The sequence below is a fragment of the Stratiformator vulcanicus genome (genome assembly GCF_007744515.1).
Classification (GTDB): domain Bacteria; phylum Planctomycetota; class Planctomycetia; order Planctomycetales; family Planctomycetaceae; genus Stratiformator; species Stratiformator vulcanicus.
Map to the genome: position 1 here is coordinate 1,969,469 of NZ_CP036268.1, position 18,234 is coordinate 1,987,702.

Below are 18,234 nucleotides of genomic sequence, written 5' to 3' on the forward strand. Positions count from 1 at the left end.
TCGCTTCGTCTCGACCGATCTATTTCATTTCAGTTTTCAATGACCGGCGGGAGCGATGTCCGCTCCGAGTAGCCGCGTCGGACCGGCAGAAGAACGGCGAGATAGGAATCGCTGTGTTGATCGATCTCAGCGTTGGAAGTGACGTCACCTTCAGACCCCTCGCTGCCGTCCTCGGCGCTCGTCAATTGCACGGTCGTCCGGACGACCGGCTTTGGCAACTTCGCGACGAGCACCGCGTGTTCTCGATCAAGACGGCCTGAGAGATCGAACGAGTTGACAGCGAAGTTCTTCAACCCGGTGTAGCCTTCTCCGCCGGCCGCCTGATACAGAGCCATCGTGATCGCGATTCGATCAAGATCGCCGCTGTTCGGGTCATACGCCGTGCGGGCATAGCTGACCTCGTCTCCGAACTTTCCTCCGCGAGAGGTCGTCACCGACTTCTTCGCACGAGTCAGAAATCGACCCAGATCGTAACGCGTCGTCTTGTCGCCCCCGATGTCCCAGTCGGTCGCCGCCTCAAGTTGGACGTTCCCCTCACCGTCGGCCGTCGGGCGGAAGACCCTATTTCCGTAGGCAATCAGCACCTCCGACAATGGCCCATCGAACGTGTGCGACAGCGTTCCGGCCAAACGGCCGACGCCGACAGACTCAAGCTCGGATTGGATCGGAGAGCGTGCCAACGTCGCCGACCATTCCGCTCGAAACTTCCGGGTTCCCCACATCGGCACCGGCCAACGTTCGATGGTCCGTTGCTTCGCCGTGCCCCCGAACTGATAACCCGGGGTCAGCAATCCACCGCCGCCGGCACGATTGGCCCCGCCGAAAGAATCTTCCGGCGCAGCGAACCAACCGACATCGACCGGCAGTACCGAATTACCGGACTCGCCCCATGGACGCACGGCCTCGATCGTCACGCCGCAGCGCATGGTTCTCGGACTGTAATAGCAGGTCATTGATTCGCCCTGGATGGTGTTCGACTCCGAATCGAGAGCGATCAATTCAACGCTTCGCAGTGCCGGCTCTTTCCGATTCGTAGCTTCGGCAGTGCCGCCGGCGAACGCGGCCGTCGCGATCGCCAAGACCGGAAACGTGATCCACGTGAGATAGGGTCGGTGAAAGAGCCGATGGATGAGCAAGTAGTCGAGAGGGCCGATAATCGCGAGATATGCCAGTACGATCAGCAGCAGGACGTTGCGGGAAATTTTGCGAACGCCTTCGATCGCCCCCAGTCCAAGGTCCAACTGCGTGATCAGTTCCGAGATTCCGCGAACCCGGATCGCCGTCACGTTTCCCGCCGCTTGTACGACTTGTGGATCGCCAATGGCGACAAGCCGACCGATGAGGGCATCTCGCCCTTTCCAGGTCGATAGCGGCGGCTTGTTGTGATCGACCGCGAGCAGCGTGATGCGGCCGAAACCGAGCGGCGCCGTCATCACGAGCGGGCCATCAATCGAGTCGACCACGATCGTGCCGGACTCGCGATCGAACCCGGCAGCACCCTCGATCCGACCGAAGAACCGAATCCGTTGCCGCGAATCCGCAAATGATTCCAGCGGCGACAGATTCCGCACCCGCAGCGTCTGCTCAACCTGAATCGGAATCGCTTCTGCGAATTCCGACCGGCGAAATTCTTCGGCCGCGGAGATGCTCATTATCAGGTGACCGCCTTGCTCGATATACGTCAGCAACGCGTCACGCTGAGGAGTCGTCAATGGCCCGGCCGCGGAATCGACCACAAGATTCGAGGACATCAAGACGGCATCGACTGCGGAATAGGCCAATGCGACTTTCGGAAGGTCGGCGGAGGCGACGTCGGCGGCCACGACCGTCGATTGTGCGACCAGTTCGGCGTCCAATGTCTCAACCGGTTTGGAATCGACCGATACGACCAGCAAGTCGCTCGCGAGGAGATTCGCCCCGCTACCGTCTTCCGGACGAATGGTGCGTTCTTCAATGACGACGCCGTTGGAATCAAGCAGTTCGATTGTCACCGGGCTGCCGGACCGACCCGCCTGGACCGTGGTTCGGAAGTCTCCGGACGAAGAGTCACCGCGAGCGAATTCACGTCGCACCTTTGCCCCGTCGGCGTCGAGAACCGTGACCCGGACTGCGGCTGCTTCGTCAGGGATGTCCGCGACGCGCAACGGCATCCATTGGCCGACTTTGAACTTGCCCGCGAATCCGACTTCGACTTCGACTTCAGCACCGTTGCCAAGCGAAGAGCACGCGACCGCCAATAGCAGTCCGGTGAGAGTTGAAATCCGCACACGGGGCGTGTGGTCGGCGAGGCGAATCGACATGCGAGCGGGACTAAGAGTAACAGGCGACGAATTGAAATGGGTCAAAAAGGGCCACGTGCCTTATCGGGCATTGGCAGGCACTTCGGCCTAAACTCCGATTTGTTTGCATCGGATGTCGGAGCATAGATCGGTTTGGATTTGGTTCAGTTTGGCAGTACCGACATCGGGATCATAGTCGCGACCGCTACGCGCTCCCAGCAACCGCGGCAATGCGTTGCCCGAAACCCTGCAATCCGCCTCCCGAAATCGTATGCCCGCCGTCGAATGGCTCGAAGTCGACCTCGTGACCGCTCCGTTTGAGCATTTCGCGGAGGGCCTCTGCCGAAGCGAAAGGCAAGACCGTATCGTCGCGACCGTGTGATTGCAGAACGTCCAACTTCGGGCATGACTCGGCGGCACGGATCCAGTCATCTTCTGCAATCAGGGCTCCGGAAAAAATGATGAGCGACGCCGGAGCCGCATCGCAGTGGAGCACGTAGTCCGTCGCGAGCATCGCCCCTTGCGAAAACCCGCCGATGACAAAACGTTCGGCCGGGCAGCCGCTGTCTTGCCTGATGGCGTCCATCAACTCGCCGAACCGCGGACGCAGCGTTTCCAAGCCGTCCGGCAACGTGCGATGCAACTCGTCGAGATTTCGGGTCGCGGTGGCGTTCAGCAGTCGCTCCATGTCAATTTGCCACCACGCCCGGCCGCCGGGCAGACCGAACTGGTCCAGCCCGAGAGGGCCGACTGGAAAATAAAATCGGACCTTTCGGTCATCCGGAATAAATCGGCCAACCTCCCGAGCTAATGGAACGAGGTCGTCGCCGGGTGCCCCGAATCCGTGGCACAGTACGACGACGGCGTCGGGTGGACGATCGGGCGGCCCGCCCAAGTCGACGACCCAGCAGCGGAACCCAGCAAGATTTTCGTTACTCATTTTGGGAATGCAGGCTAACCGAGGTGAAGTAGATAGTGGGAGGCGTTCGGCACGAATAGATTTTCGACACGAGGACAGCCTTATCGTGCCACGTCAGATTGTGGGGAGAAAGCCTGCAGCCTCAATCAAACAAGACGCACATTCCGATTCCGCAGCGCAGTCATTTTGTGAAAATGACAACTGGATGTACTCATTATGAGTACGCAACTTTGTGGGCGATCGGCATGCACCTGATTTGGCGAGTCGGCGTAAGCTGTTTATGGTAAATGCGTTACGGTATTATGTACCCAGATGATGCGTTCTCGGCACGCTCCGTGCCTTTCTTGGATACCGAAGTATCGGCGAAGTCGCCGGTTGCACAATCGGCTCTCAAGAAGGAATCGACATCATGAAAGCTTCAATCGCACTCACCGTTCTGTTCGGGGTCTCCTCATTTGCGACAACGTCGCTGGCGGATGATCGCGGAGGACTGATCGCTCTTTCGCAAATCAAATCTCACGCGGCGGCAATGTGTCAGGTAGCCGCCCCTTACCAAGGGGCACCAGTCTGGCAGGCGATCCATCGTCATGCGGTTGAAATAGCTCAACTCGCCGGTCAGGCGGAGCAGGCCATCCTACGCCGCGACGCTTTGACGGTTCGGGCCATCGGCGAACGTCTTGAAGACCTCGGAGAATGCATTGAAGACGATGCAGAGGACCTCGACGATTGGCGTTGCCCGCGGACGTTACCGACAATTTACGATGCCCACGTCGAACATGCTGAGAGGATCGCGGAATGCATTGAAGACAACACTGACAAGTTCCGTCGATATTCTCGACGCGTGCAATTTGCTCCGGCCTGCCCGATCTCGCAGCAGCCGACGCATTTCGCGCCTCCGCAGCAATTTCAACAGTTCGTGCCGCAGGCACAGCCTCGGCAGCCGCAATTGCAGTTTCCGCAGCAATTTGATCGTCGGAATCGATTTCAGTGGAATCAGGGACAAGGCTTCGGAGTTCCGCAGCCGACGTTCGCCCCGATTTCTCAGCGTCAAAGAGAACTTCAGGGTGACCGTCAGCGGAATCGACGGTTCATGGTTCAACTTGGCAATGGAGTTCGATTCTCATTTTAAGAGAGCTCTCGCTGAAGCTTGATCGAAGAGCTGAAGCTTGATCGAACAAGAGTAAGGAAGGGGGGTCGATTTTCGGCCCCCCTTTTTTCGTCTAGGCCGTCGGCACCTCGGCCCCTGGTCGGGCTCCGGCGACGGCACGCTAGCTTTGCTGCCGACCGGTGGCGAACCTTGCCGTGGGTTGACGTCTCGAACCGGAAGTTTGACGGCGTTTCAGAGACTGCCCTATACTCCCACAGGCAACTGCCGCCTGCTGCTCCCCCGTAGTGTAACGGTAGCACAACAGATTCTGGTTCTGTTTGTCGAGGTTCGAATCCTCGCGGGGGATTCTCATCAGCGTTTTCGCCTGATGATTTTCCATCTGATCAATACGTCAGCCGACCTTCGCTGCTCTCGCCCGACAAATCGGCGAAGAAATTTTTCGGCCGACGCTCTTTGGAATCGGAAATCGCTGATATAATCGTCAGTGAGTTCAAAAAGCCATCAGTCTCTGATCGCGGGCAGGAAAGTCTCCGAGAGAGTCAAGTCTGTCGGCTCGATCAGAATCTAAGATTCTCCCACAGGGCCACACGATGAGTTCTGCCCGATCTGACGCGAATCGGTCACAGTCGTTGAAGCAAGCGGCTTTATCGAAGTTGGAAGAGTTCGATCGGGCGGGTTACGACCGCGATCGGACTGCCAAGGCGATTCGGTCCAAAATTGACGAATACCGCGGCAGCGGCCTTTCCGATGCGGAGGTCATTGCGAAACTCGCGGCGCTTCGCCCGCCGAAGAAGAAGCAGGCTGAGCAGCGCGAACGCAGCGACGGTGCTGCGTCTCCAAGACCAGCGCCACCGAGCACTGCGCGGAGCAAAGCCGGGAAACGCAAGACAAAGTCGGGAAGCACTTCGAAGTCCAAGTTCGTATTGCTCGGCGGTGGTGTCCTAGTACTTGGCTTGCTTGCCACTGGTGGCGTCATTGCAGCGACCTTATCCTCCGGCGACGCGGCCCCCTCCGTTGCCAACAATAACGAGGACGTGCCCACCGATTCCGCAGGCAGCGCGGTTGCAACGTTGGAGAGCGAGGGAGTCGGACCCGTTGAACCGGTTAGCAGTGAGGTCAGTGATAGCTCGACCGCCGGTTCATCACGGCCAGTCGCCGGGTTGACGAACTCGCCGGCCGATGGGTCCTCAACAATTCTGGCTTCGAACTCGCCGAGCGGCGTAAATTTGGCTGACGCCGGGTTAGCATCGAACCCGAACGATGTGGCCAAAGCGCGGCAAATTCTTTCGAAATTCTGTGTCGACTGTCACGGACCTGACGCGCAGGAAGGCGATTTGCGAATCGACAACCTTTCAGTTCGCTTCGATCAGAGGGAAGCGGCTGCGGCTTGGATCGAGATTCGGGACCGCATGAATTTGGGTGAGATGCCTCCCGAAGGGAGCGACAAGCCCGAAGTTCACGAAGTCGAGTTTCTGTCGGGTTGGATCGCTGAAGAATTGCGGCGAGCCGAGAGGGCGGCCCTGTCCCGCGGAGGTAAGGTTGTGCTCCGCCGAATGAGCCGGCAGGAATACACCAATACGATCCGCGATCTGCTCCATATGAAGTTCACGCCGGGCAACAGTCCGATGGACTTTCTTCCGCCGGACGGCACCGCCGAAGGCTTCGACAAACTGAGCCTCGCCCTGATGGTCGACCCGTCATTATTGGCGACCTATTACGAGGTCGCCGGCCGCGTCGCAGATAACGCAATCGTCGAAGGGCCGCCCGACTTCCCGACCGAAACACTTCGGATGGAATTCGAAGAAATCGCCGAGAATCGGGCGATCAATTATCTGTGCCGACGACCGAGTTTCGATTGTCGCGAAGTCGACATCATTGTCATGGAAGGCTCGACCCGATCCTTCGCGCGGTTGAAGTACCCCGACACCAACAAATCGATCGCGACGGATGGGTTTTATCGTGTGACGGTTCGGGCTGCGGCGGATCCCGGAGCGAGTAGTGAGCCGGTCGTGATGCGCGTCTCACAGGGACACCCGGATGACTCCAAGCAGGAGATCATGGAACTGCGTGTGACCAACCCGCCGACCGATTATCAGGACTACACCGTCGTCCTGCCGCGGGACACGCTCGGTGGCGAGTGGAATGTTTCGATTAAGAACGGGACCGGATTCACAAGTTACAGCCCGATTAATCAGCAAATCCAGGAGGCGACCGAGGCCGAGTCGAGCGACCGACTTTCCAAGAAGAAAGATTTCAACGCGGTCCTTCGAGCCGACTCACGAATGATTCTCGAAGGAGCAGTGACCTTCCGCGGGCGGCCCGCATTCGGGCCGGAGAAAATTCCGGAATTAAGAAAGCTTTACCTCGACTACATCGAGATCGAAGGCCCGCTCTACGACCAGTGGCCGCCGAAAAGCCACGAGGAATTATTCTTTAAGGGCGAGAGCGCGACCGAAGACATCGCCTATGTGCGAGAAATGTTCACGCGATTTCTCCCGCGAGCTTGGCGTCGCCCGGTTGCTGCCGAAGAGATTAATCCGATCGTCGTGATCGTTGAGCAAGAATTGAAGAACGGTCTGGCCTTTACCGAGGCGGTCGAGGTCGGTATTGCGGCTGTGCTGACTTCGCCGAATTTCATTTATATCGCTGAGCCGAATTCGAATCCGAGTCAGCGAGATCTGAACAACTTCGAAATCGCCAACCGGCTGTCCTACTTCTTGTGGAGCAGTATGCCGGACGACGAACTGTTCGACCTCGCCGAAAACGGTCGGCTCTCCGATCGCGATGTCCTGACCGCACAGATCGATCGGATGCTCGCCGACCCGAAGATCGAAGGCCTCGTCGAAGGGTTTGCGGCTCAGTGGCTCCGCACGGACACCTTCCGCAACTTTACGCCAGATAAATACAAATATAAGAGCTACAACCCCAAGCTGGGTGAAGCGATGGTCGAAGAGCCGCTCGCCTTCTTTCGCGAGATTTTGGCGAACGACCTCAGTACGCTCAATTTCATCGATTCCGACTTCACAATGGCGAATGAACGACTCGCGAAGCACTACGGGATTGAGGGGGTTAGTGGTGAAAAGTTCCGAAAGGTTTCACTGTCCGCCGATTCAATGCGTGGCGGTCTGCTCGCGATGGCGGGTGTTGCCATGGCCGGTGCCGATGGCGACCGGACCAAGCCGGTCTCACGCGGCGTCTACGTGCGCGAGGTGCTTTTTAACGACCCGCCCGATCCGCCACCGCCGAACGCCGGGGAAATTGAGCCGAACATTAAGGGCAAAAACCTGACGGTCCGCGAACGGCTCTTGCAGCACCAGGAAATTGAAAGCTGTGCGGCCTGTCACCGCACGCTCGACCCTTATGGATTGGCGCTGGAGAACTTTAACGTCATCGGTGACTGGCGCGACAATCAAGACGGTGAAGGCTTTCGCGGAAACAATGCGCCGCCGATCGTGGTTGAGAGCAAGCTGCCCAACGGCGAACACTTTTCCAGTTTCGAACAGTTCCGAGATCTGCTGCTTAAACAGGACGATCGTTTCCGACGTGGCCTGACCGAGAAGATGCTGATCTACGCACTCGGTCGGCCGGTCGAACCGACCGACAACGGCACGATCGAAAATATCGTCGCTCAGATGCGTTCGGAGAACTCGACGTTCCGGTCCTTAATTAAAGGGATCGTAACGAGCGAGCAGTTCTTGAAAAAATGACTTGATATCAGCCCGATGCGCAAGCGAGAGGTTTTCCCACCGCATGTTGCCGTCGTGACGAAGCGTTCCATCCCAAAGATTGGAAGAAAAACCCATGCGTAGCATTAAAAGATTCCGCCTCGACCGCCGCACGTTTCTACGCGGAACCGGCGTGGCCGTCGGTCTGCCCTATCTCGAAGCGATGATGCCTTCGACCGCGCTGAGCAGCCCGAATCCCGAAATTACGCCGCGGATGGCGATGTTTTATTTCGGCACCGGAATGAACATGCGGCAGTTCTATCCGGAAGGCACCGGCTATGACGCCAAGATGTCGCGAATTCTTAAGCCGCTCGAGAAGCAGCGCGGTGACTTCACCGTCTTCTCAAACACGTGGTTGGAACACGGTGGCGGCCATGACGGGGCCTATCCGTTCGCCACGGGCATTCCCCGAGGGGAAAAGCAGATCCTTTCGCCCGACCAAATCGTCGCGCAGGTCCACGGCCAATATACACGCTTCCCGTCGCTTCAGATGTCGGTCAAGAAGGGGACCGGTTTCGGCAGCCAAGCCCTCGCGACCCTCTCCTGGAATGAGCAGGGGGTGCCGCTCGCGGCTGAGAATGATCCCAAATCCTTGTTCGACAAACTCTTTCGGCCCGATAGCGAAGAGGACAAGGCGAACCGCTCCAACGAGTTCCGCCAGCGCGGCAGCGTGCTCGATATGATCATGGACGATAGTAAACGGCTGGAAGGCAAACTCGGCAAGGCGGACCAGGAGCAACTCGACCAGTATTTGAACTCGATTCGCGAAATGGAGAAGACGCTGGCACGCGACATCGACTGGGCCGACCGTCCTAAACCGCAGCCGAAACTCTCCGACTACGGCGATTACTCGAAATCGATGGACGGCGACAAAGCGGATGTCGAGGGGAACGGGAAGTTCCTTTATGACACCTACGGCAAGCTGATGTACGACCTGATCGCGCTGGCGTTCCAAACCGACTCGACCCGGGCGATCACCTACGTGGTTCGTACCGAGTTGGCGGGTGGCGTCTATCCGGAGTTCGGCGTCTCGAAGGGCTACCATTCGCTGACGCACCACGGCAACGATCCCCAGAATCTCGAGGAACTCGCCAAGGTCGACACAATTTATATGCAGCACTGGTCGCACTTCCTTGACCGGCTTCGCGGTATTAAGGACGGCGATGGCACACTGCTTGATCACACCATGCTCGGTTTCTCCAGCGGCATGGGCATCGGGCACAGTAAAGAGATCCTGCCGACCGTCCTGTCGGGCGGATCAGGTCTCGGCATCCAGCACCAGACTCATCTGGAATTAAAGGACAAGACGCCGCTGTCATCGCTGTGGCGAACGATGGTCGACCGCATGGGCGTGCCCGTCGAAGGCGACTTCCAGGACAGCAACGGCGTCATCAAAGAAGTCTTAAGCTGATGCAGCCCGATCAGTCGGCAACATGATATTGAGCGGAGTCCATGGTGAAGCATTCAACCCTGTTCTGCGGCATCGCGATTTTCACAGTCGTGCTCGTCTGCCGTCCGGCCGCAGCTCAAGTTCGTCCCGGTAGCGTGTCGGAGAACACGGTGGGCATGGAAATGGTCGCCATCCCGCCGGGTGAGTTCGGGATGGGAGAGAGCGATCAGTCCGGGTTGGAACGGGATCACCCCTGGAGCGTGACGATCCCCGGCAACACGACCAACAACGAACGCCCGCAGCATCGAGTCCGTATCTCTAAGCCCTTCGACGTCGCCAAGCATGAGGTAACGGTCGGGCAGTTCAAGCAATTCGTCGACGCCACCGGCCATGTGACCGACGCCGAAAAAAATGACGGAGCGCTCGGCTTTGATCCGACGGGCGAAAAGCACACGGAACGCTTACGAGTCGATAAGAAATTTTCGTGGAAAAACCCCGGCTTCGAGCAGGACGACCAGCACCCGGTCGTCTGTGTCAGTTGGCACGACGCGAACGCCTACTGCAAATGGCTCAGTGAGAAGGAAGGCAAAACCTATCGCCTGCCGACCGAGGCCGAATGGGAGTATTGTGCGAGAGCCGGTACCAAAACGTGGTACTCCTGGGGCAACGATCCCGACCTTGCTTACGAGCATGGCAACGTCGGCGATGCGACGCTGGAGAAAGCTCATCCTCAAACCGTTTCCTATCAGCGAACGGCCAGCCTGCAGGGAGACGGCGACGGGCACCTTTACACTGCCCCCGTCGGCAGCATGAAGCCCAACCCGGCGGGGCTGCTCGATATGCACGGCAACGTTTGGGAATGGTGCAGCGACAAGTTTCAACTCGCCTACTACCAAGAACTTGTGAAGCCTCTTTCTCGCAAAGAGAAGACCACGCACGTGTTCGAAGATCCGACGGGGCCAAAGACAACGCCGCAGCACGAGCACGGGGATTGGCGTTCGATACGGGGTGGTTCGTGGTACACGGCGCCCTACATGACCCGCTCGGCTGCGCGGGGATTCGCGAACGCGCCCGACGCGTTTTGCTACGTCGGCTTCCGCGTGATTAAAGAACGGTAGGCGATTCGGTGCGGCTTGGAGATTTCGTCCAGCCGGTCATCGGGCAGCGGTGTCAGGCAGCGGCGAGCTGGACCGCGCGCCGAGGCTCGCTGATGGCGAATTCGCAGGCCATCGGCTTCGTCGCCTTGAGCCACAAATTCAGTCCGAACTCAAAGCTTCCGCGTTCGATTTCGTAGCAGCCAAGAGGCGTTTCGGAGATCACCTGATTGATCTGTCGATGAGAATAGGTCTGCTCGTGCTCGTCGATTTCTTCTTCGGAGACGAGCTTCAACCAAGCCAGCATATCGAGGATCGGCTGAGTGAAGCCCGCGGGCGTGGTCATCACGAACATACCGCCGGGCCTCAGAACCCGATCAACCTCATTAAGTAGTGCAACGAGTTTTTCGACCGGGATATGCTCGAAGACGGCCAGCATCGTCACGACGTTGAAGTTGCCGTCTTCGAAGCTGAGGTGGGTCTCGCTTTCGCTCTCTGTGCGATGGAGTTCGATCCCTGAAATGGTTTCGTCCGGAACGCCGTCGGTAAAACGGTCGACGCCGACTTTTCGCTCAAATTCGGTCCGTGTCAGAAAATACGGAAACGTCCCGCAGCCGATGTCGAGAATCGCCCCTTGGCGATGCTCATTATCGATCAGCGCATTCGCCTTGTCGGCCCGGAGCCGAGCCAATAGCGGCTCCAATAGACCGTGGCCGCGCGTTGTTTGAGATGGCATCGTGATGACAGACATGGCAGCGTGAACCGGCGCGAAGATTCGGAAAGCGGCGGAAAGCTAGTTCACTCTGCAATGGCTCACAAGTCGAGATATCGCCCGACAAGCCGCGCACGAAGTAAGCGGATCAACGAAGCGGATATCAAACCGCGCTCGATCCGCTTACTGCGTACGCGGCTTGTGTAAGATCATCCGCTTACTTCGTGCGCGGCTTGTTTGCCGTTCAGCTTTTTCTCAGCAGCTTCTGGAACTGCTTGAGCGTCCGAGTGTTGGCGACGTCAGATTTCGTCAGCCAGCTGCGGCGGGCCTGGTCGACACCGAGTTGCATGTTGGCCAGACCACGCGTGCTGTGGGCGTCGGTGTTGATCACGAGCGGGATGCCGTGCTCGCAGGCGGCTTTGGCGCGAACGTCGTCAAGGTCGAGCCGTTCGGGGCCGGCATTAATCTCCAGTAGAACGCCGTGCTCCTTCGCGGCGGCGAAGAACTCGCCGAAGTCGATCTCGGCTTCGGGTCGCTTTTCAAGAATGCGACCGGTCGGGTGGCCGATCGCGTGGACGTGAGGATTTTCGATGGCCGCGAGCAACCGCTTCATGATTTGCTTGCTCGGTTGCTTGAGGCCGTAGTGCAGGACTGCGATCACCCAGTCGCCTTCGCTGAGTACCTCATCGTCAAGATCGAGCGTCGCGTCTTCGAGAATATCGCACTCGATGCCTTTGAGAACCTCGATTCCATCAAGGTCGGCATTGATCTCGTCGATTTCTTTCCAATGCTTGCGCAGCCGTTTCGCGTCCAGCCCGTTGGCCATGCTTACCCGTTTGGAGTGATCGGTGATTGCGATGTAGTCGAGACCGCGCTGCTTGGCGGCTTCGGCCATCTCGCGGATCGAGTTTTTGCCGTCGGAAGCGGTCGTGTGCATGTGCAGGTCGCCGCGGATGTCGGACAGCTCGATCAAATCGGGCAGTTCACCCGCTTCGGCGGCCTCGAACTCACCGCGGTCTTCGCGAAGTTCGGGCGGAATCCACCGCAGGTCGACCGCCTCGAAGACTTCTTCCTCGGTCGCGCCGGCGATCCGCTCATCTCCACGAAAGACGCCGTACTCATTGATCTTGAGGTCGCGTTCCTGGCCCCGGCGGCGGACGCGCACATTGTGAGCCTTCGATCCGGTAAAGTAGTGCATCGCCGCGCCGTACGATTGCTCGGGAACCACTCGGAGGTCGAGTTCGAGATCGTTTTCCAACCGGACCCGCATCTTCGTATCGCCGCGGGAGAGGGTTTCGACAACGATCTCGTGATCCGCCAGCGTGTCCATTGCCACCTTCGATTCCTTGGCGGTGACAAGGACGTCGAGATCGCCCACGGTTTCTCGGCGCCGGCGATAGCTGCCCGCAGGCGAGACCTGATCGATCCCGTCGGCTGCGCGAAGTGTTTCGAGGATCGGCTCCAACATGTTTCGGGCATCGACCCGCAAGAAGCGACGGTCCGAGACGCGGTCAATGTTTGCCAGAATCTTCTCAGCGGTTTTTTTGCCGAAGCCCTTGAGCGAGGCCACGTCGCCCGACTCGGCTGCCGCTTGCAACTGATCGAGGTCGGTGACGCCGAGTTCCTTCCAGAGCGTCGCCGCTTTCTTCGGACCGAGGCCATCGATCCGCAGGACGTCCAACACGCCGGGGGGAACTCGCTGCTTGAGTTCCTGAAGCTGCTTGAGCTCTCCTTCATTGACCAGAGCCGTCAGTTTCTCAGCCAGGTCTTTGCCGATGTTGGGGAGCTCCTCGAGGTCTTCACCTCGCTCGACCATGTCGCTGAGCGATTGCGTCAACGACTCGATCGTGCGGGCGGCGTTGCGGTAGGCCCGCACTCGGAACGAGTTCGCGCCTTCCAGTTCGAGCAGGTCGGCAACGTCGTTGAGTTTCTCGGCAATCGTCGGATTCTGCACCGCGGACCTTCTGCTTCGATAAGGGCTGACTCGCGCCGGAACAATCTCCGGCATCAGCCACATCATAAGCAGTTCGCCGCGAGAAAACGCAGCGTGACACCCCTGCCGGACCGGTCTACTTCGCTTCGGCGTACCCGATCAGGGTGATGTCGCTGTCTGCACCGAATCCGTCCTGCCACGGCCGCACGGCTGCGAGTCGGGGAGCCCGAAATCGCGAAGCCTGTTCGCGGCGGATCAGGAACGCAGAAGGTCCAAGCTCCGGCCCGCGACGAAGGGGCTGTTCCCAGATGTTGGCGTTTTCGATGTCTAGTTCTGCGGGCAACTCATCAACCGGGTCATTCAAGTCGATCTCGGGCGTATCGATCCGAGGGTCGAGACTGTCGGGATCAGGAGCCCGCTCCTTCTGCGGAATCGGCTTGAAGGCATCGAACGTATCAAGCCCGTCATCGGCTCCGCGATCAAAGCGGTCAAAGCCATCTTCGCGGGGCCGCCCCAAGTCGTCATCGAGTGGATTGGGACGCGTTTCACTATCAAATGTCCGATTCGGGGGCGGATCGCGGGGCGGTAGAGATTGGGGTTCCGGCTCCGGTTCCGGCTTTAAATCGTCCGGCCCGTAGTTCACGCCGCAATTGCCGTTGGGACAGTTACCTGACGCGCAGCCGTTGCAGCATGCGTTGCAACCGCATGATCCCGGACAGCAGGACGACACGGCCGCGGGGTAGAACGATGTGCTCGGATAGTAGGAGGTGGAGCCGTAACCGGCATACGAAGTCGTCGGACCGTAATACGAGGCCGTCGTGCCGTAGTAGGGCGATGCTCCGAACAGAGTCGGCCCGTAGTAAGACGTCGTCGTCCCGAAATAGGAACCGACGTCGAACAGCGAAGGCCCGTAGTAGGAGGTCGAACCGAAGCCGCCACCGTAGCCATAACCGCCGCCGTAAACGGTCGGGCCGAACAAGGTGGTCGTTGTCGGGCGGACAAACGTCGGATATGCGGAGCCGCAGCACTGCGCGTTCGCTCCGGTCGCCGCGCCGAGCGTCAGCACCGCACTTACCATCCCTAAAATACCGGCCATCCGGGTCATGATCGTTCTCTCCGCGTTCGATCGTTCATCAACTCGATTTGTTGTACCGGTGGGTCGAGAGGACTGTCAAACATGGAGTTTCCGGATCAATCGATTCCATGGGAACAGCGCCGCCCCCGGCAATTCGACTGTTGTATCCGCCCTAGACTTCCAAGTCACCTCATTTTGACAAATCAGTTGCGATACGGAGGAATTTTCCGAATAAAAACTCGCAAAATCGGATCGACCATCTTGCACGTGGGTGGTTCGCCGAAATACAACGTGCGGGTCTCGCATGATGCGAGGAGAGGCGACCGACCTGTTCAGGTCGCGTCACACAATTTGACAACGCACTGGAGGCTCAAGGATGAGCAACTTGCGTGTATTCGCCGGCCCCGACGTGGCCGAAGACGAGTGGACCGACACGTGCTCCCTTTATGAGGAGCCGGATGTCATCCCTTTCGAGGCGATCCTGAATCGCTTGAAGCCCGATGCAAACCTCACCCCGGTGGCCCGGGCGAAAGCGTTGCATCGCAATCGGCAGTGCCCCTGTTGCGACCACCCGGTCGTCGACCCGGTGTTTCTGTCCGATGGCGTACGCGACGGCACGGGCGATTTTATCCCCGGCACCGCCACCCTCGTCGGCTTCCACTGCCGCGAGTGCAACTGGGAATGGCCCGCTTAAGCTGAGCGATCGGAGATCGGAAATAGGGGATGAGGTCGAGACTCATCCCCGATCACCTCTCTTACATCACCGGGCAAACTACGAAGCTTCGCGGAATCGCAGGCTTGGCTTCTCGATTGTCACGACGGTATTTGCCGGGACCGAACGCGTCAGCGTGACGCCGGCGCCGATGACTGAGCCGCTGCCGATGACGACATCGCCCCCGAGAATCGAAGCGCTGGAGTAAATAATCACTCCCTCTTCGACGGTCGGGTGTCGTTTTTCGCCGCGGACGAGTTCGCCGTCCGGGCCTTTGGGGAACGATTTCGCTCCGAGTGTCACGCCCTGATAAATCTTCACGTTGTCGGCGATCTCGCAGGTCTCGCCGATCACGACGCCGGTGCCGTGATCGATGAAGAAGGACCGGCCGATCTGAGCGCCGGGGTGGATATCAATCCCCGTCTGCCGGTGGGCCCATTCAGTCAACATGCGAGGGACGATCGGGATTTCGAGCCGGTATAGCTCGTGGGCGAGACGCTGGATTGTGATCGCTTCAAACCCGGGATAGCAGAAGACGATTTCATCGGTACTGGCGGCAGCGGGGTCGCCGTCGTAGGCGGCGCGGGCATCGGCCATTAACGTTTCGCGCAGTTGCGGCAGGGTCTCCAAAAAGGCGATCGCGCGTTCCTGGCCGATCCGCTCGAAGTCGGTTGTCGTCTCGACCGTGCCTCTCTTCTCACAATCCGTTCTCGTCGACTGGTCGTGTGCGTGGCGAAGGGCCCGGCACAATTGCTCGGTCATGCGGTCGTGCAATGAATCGACGAGATCACCGACATAGTAGCCGACGTTCGCCCAGTGCAGGTTTTGTCTCCCGCGGTAACCGGGAAAGAGCACTTCCTTGAGATCCCGGACGATGCCGAAGACTTCCTTGGAACTGGGGAGCGGGCAGTGCGCGAGGTGATGGATCAGATCGAGGTCGTGATAGGAAGCCACGATCCGATCGGTCAATTCGGGCAACTGCTCTTTTCGGCGGAAGTCACTGGCCATCAAAGTTCTCCGAAGTGAAATCCTGCGCCGCGTTGCACACGAATCAAAAGGTTGTAAGCCGATCGCCGCTCGAGCCGCAATCGATCGAGACATTCTTCGAGCGGTCCGCCCGCCGGTCCGCTCGTCAACGGACTGCAATCAGCCCGGCTTGGTTCGGACTTGGCGCGCAAGGCACTCGCTGCATCCGACACACCCATGGTAGGCGCTGCTGGAAAAATCGTCATTTCCGCGCCAGTTGCTCCAGCCCGATTCCAAAGCGTCGGTCGGATGTCCGAACCAAGCTCGATTCGACGCCGGTCGGCCTTTGCGTAAATGAAAGAAAGCGGCCACGCCGATAAATCGAGAGGATCAGCCCGCGTCTTTTCGCTTTCGACGGATCGCTATGCCCACTTCGCGCGCGAAGGAAGAGCCCGCAAGGCACGTCGGTGATGTCGCCGAGCCGGCCCATTCCCCAAGCGAAGGCCGACGATCCGACGTTTGGCGACGACAGTCGATGCTGGTTGAACAATTCGAGGAATTCAGCAGCTTGCTCGACGCAGCGCTGCACCCGCTGCTGCAATTGACGCCGTCGGCCCCGCAGAAATTGCGCAATCTGGCCCGACGAATCCTCGTAGCCGTGCATGACGCGGATCGGCCGGAAAGCCTGTTCCCGACCGTTCCCTTCTCGGCTGATCATCTCGACAAACGCCGACAAACGTTGCTGCGTTCGGTCGCCGGGGCGATGCTGATCGGTTGGTTCGAAACGCATTTTCAACGACTCGACAGCGAGGTCGAAGATTCGGTCGTCGCCTTGTTGCTTAGAGACGTTGCTCTACTGACCCCTCTGGCCGCCAAGCGACCGACGACACACCACGCCCGACTCAGCCGCGCGATCGTCTCGAAGGTCGAACATTTGCCGGTTGCGCAAAGTCAGGCGATCGGTCGACATCACGAACGGCTCGATGGCACGGGCGAACCTTTGGGCCTCGCTCGCTGGCAATTGAGCCGTTCTGATCGCGCATTCATGCTCATCGATCGACTTGTCGAACTCTGGGATGAAGCAGGCTCAGCGGTCGGTGATGACATCGCGGCGGCTGACGCGATCGGGCCATTGCGGCGTGCGAATGCGATCTTGTACGGCGAATCCCGGCGAGGCGAATTCGACCTGACGCTCGCGCTGAATCTAACGCGCAGTCTTGGCTTTCAAGTGCCTTCGGGCGTCGGAATTGTCGATCGCGATCCGATCTGGTTCGGGCTCTCGTCCGCCGGGGCCAAACGATTTCGGCTCGATGCCGCTCACGAGCAGGTCGGCCGACCGCACTTCGATTCCGAACGCTCACGCGGGGAAAGTTCGCAGGACCGATTGCCACATTCGGTCCATGCGCGCCGTCCCCGAAGACACCGGGCGAAAGGGGCGGAAAGCTCTTGAGTACCGCCGTCGTCAATACCGCCGAAAAATCGCCGGCCCGCGACAGCGCGGAGCTTGCCGGCGAGGGGACCGAATACTGGGAGCAGACCCGGCGACCGTTTCCGTGCCTGCTATTTCTGGCACCGTTGCTCGTTCTCTACGAATTCGGCGTACTCTGGCTCGGCGGGAACGATGCCGCCATGCTGCGGAACGCGGCCGATTCGTGGGTTCGAGGGATGCTCTACGATGTCGGCCTGCGGCACATGTTCGCGTTGCCCGTCATCGTCGCGGGGCTGCTATTGCTTTGGAATTTCTACGGATATTTTGACTGGCGCTGTCGAGCCGACACCTTACTGGGAATGGCCGCCGAGAGCGTGCTGTTCGCGTTTGTGTTGGTTATCTTAGGCCAAGTAATTGAAGTGTTGTTTCGAGGCGCGGGGATGGCCACGATCTCCGTGGCGGCCGGTCCCGCGGCGGCTGGTCATTCGGAAGTCAGTGCGACGATCTTGCCGAGGGCACTCGCCTTTGTGGGGGCCGGGATCTACGAGGAAGTACTCTTCCGCCTGCTGCTCTTGCCGGCATTTTATCTTGGTTTTCGAGCGATGCAGGCGGGGGTGCTCGGCTCGACGATCCTTGCCGTCCTCGCAAGCAGCCTCGCGTTTTCGCTGGCCCATTACGTCGGCCCCGCTGGTGAGTCGATCGTGCCTTTCACTTTCCTGTTTCGCACGTTGGCGGGAATCTTCTTCGCCACGCTGTTTTTTGCGCGAGGGTTCGGCATCACGGTCGGGGCGCACGCCGTTTACGATCTCATCGTCGGGGTGTTGCTCGCCGGTTCGCGCGGTGAATTTTGACGGGCCTCGCGTCTGACGAACCCCAAGTCTGGCGCGACAGT

General features: G+C 59.2%; 13 protein-coding genes and 1 tRNA gene. 8 read left to right on the forward strand and 6 right to left on the reverse strand.

The window, feature by feature from the left end:
* Positions 1-29: 29 nt before the first annotated feature.
* Complete coding sequence (locus Pan189_RS07675; protein WP_145363351.1) at positions 30-2,300, reverse strand: hypothetical protein; 2,271 nt, start codon at positions 2,298-2,300, stop codon at positions 30-32.
* A gap of 184 nt (positions 2,301-2,484) precedes the next feature.
* Positions 2,485-3,219: an alpha/beta hydrolase gene (locus Pan189_RS07680; RefSeq protein WP_145363352.1), complete on the reverse strand. Its 735-nt coding sequence runs from the start codon at positions 3,217-3,219 to the stop codon at positions 2,485-2,487.
* Positions 3,220-3,607: 388 nt separating this feature from the next.
* Here Pan189_RS07680 and Pan189_RS07685 point away from each other — a divergent pair, with 388 nt between their 5' ends.
* The 5 genes from Pan189_RS07685 (at position 3,608) to Pan189_RS07705 (ending at position 10,539) form a co-directional block, all read left to right on the forward strand.
* Entirely contained in the window at positions 3,608-4,327 is a 720-nt protein-coding gene (locus Pan189_RS07685) for a hypothetical protein (RefSeq protein ID WP_145363353.1), read from the forward strand.
* Between the two features lie 254 nt (positions 4,328-4,581).
* Positions 4,582-4,652, forward strand: a tRNA-Gln gene (locus Pan189_RS07690).
* A gap of 244 nt (positions 4,653-4,896) precedes the next feature.
* Positions 4,897-8,013, forward strand: a complete 3,117-nt coding sequence (locus Pan189_RS07695) for a DUF1592 domain-containing protein (protein WP_145363354.1) — start codon at positions 4,897-4,899, stop codon at positions 8,011-8,013.
* Positions 8,014-8,107: 94 nt separating this feature from the next.
* The gene (locus Pan189_RS07700) at positions 8,108-9,442 is read left to right on the forward strand and encodes a DUF1552 domain-containing protein (protein ID WP_145363355.1); all 1,335 of its coding nucleotides are present in this window, start codon (positions 8,108-8,110) and stop codon (positions 9,440-9,442) included.
* 41 nt (positions 9,443-9,483) lie between these two features.
* Positions 9,484-10,539 carry a formylglycine-generating enzyme family protein gene (locus Pan189_RS07705; protein ID WP_145363356.1) on the forward strand — a complete coding sequence of 352 codons (1,056 nt, stop codon included), beginning with the start codon at positions 9,484-9,486 and terminating at the stop codon, positions 10,537-10,539.
* A 52-nt stretch (positions 10,540-10,591) separates the two neighbouring features.
* Here Pan189_RS07705 and Pan189_RS07710 read toward each other — a convergent pair whose 3' ends face one another.
* The 3 genes from Pan189_RS07710 to Pan189_RS07720 all read right to left on the reverse strand — a co-directional run bounded on the left by Pan189_RS07710 (position 10,592) and on the right by Pan189_RS07720 (position 14,265).
* Complete coding sequence (locus Pan189_RS07710; RefSeq protein ID WP_310821226.1) at positions 10,592-11,251, reverse strand: class I SAM-dependent methyltransferase; 660 nt, start codon at positions 11,249-11,251, stop codon at positions 10,592-10,594.
* Positions 11,252-11,471: 220 nt separating this feature from the next.
* Positions 11,472-13,181 (reverse strand): DNA polymerase/3'-5' exonuclease PolX, encoded by a 1,710-nt coding sequence (gene polX, locus Pan189_RS07715; protein WP_145363358.1) that lies wholly within the window; start codon positions 13,179-13,181, stop codon positions 11,472-11,474.
* A 115-nt stretch (positions 13,182-13,296) separates the two neighbouring features.
* Positions 13,297-14,265, reverse strand: coding sequence for a hypothetical protein (locus Pan189_RS07720; RefSeq protein WP_145363359.1), 969 nt, complete (start codon positions 14,263-14,265; stop codon positions 13,297-13,299).
* 346 nt (positions 14,266-14,611) lie between these two features.
* On the opposite strand from Pan189_RS07720, the gene Pan189_RS07725 reads away from it, so the two are divergent.
* Positions 14,612-14,929, forward strand: a complete 318-nt coding sequence (locus Pan189_RS07725; RefSeq protein ID WP_145363360.1) for a hypothetical protein — start codon at positions 14,612-14,614, stop codon at positions 14,927-14,929.
* Positions 14,930-15,007: 78 nt separating this feature from the next.
* Here Pan189_RS07725 and epsC read toward each other — a convergent pair whose 3' ends face one another.
* Positions 15,008-15,955, reverse strand: coding sequence for a serine O-acetyltransferase EpsC (gene epsC / locus Pan189_RS07730; protein ID WP_145363361.1), 948 nt, complete (start codon positions 15,953-15,955; stop codon positions 15,008-15,010).
* Between the two features lie 382 nt (positions 15,956-16,337).
* On the opposite strand from epsC, the gene Pan189_RS07735 reads away from it, so the two are divergent.
* Together Pan189_RS07735 and Pan189_RS21655 are read left to right on the forward strand one after the other, a co-directional pair.
* A complete protein-coding gene (locus Pan189_RS07735; RefSeq protein ID WP_145363362.1) occupies positions 16,338-17,363 on the forward strand; it encodes an HD domain-containing phosphohydrolase in 1,026 nt (341 codons plus the stop codon).
* Between the two features lie 419 nt (positions 17,364-17,782).
* Positions 17,783-18,193 carry a CPBP family glutamic-type intramembrane protease gene (locus Pan189_RS21655; protein WP_375154909.1) on the forward strand — a complete coding sequence of 137 codons (411 nt, stop codon included), beginning with the start codon at positions 17,783-17,785 and terminating at the stop codon, positions 18,191-18,193.
* Positions 18,194-18,234: the final 41 nt, after the last annotated feature.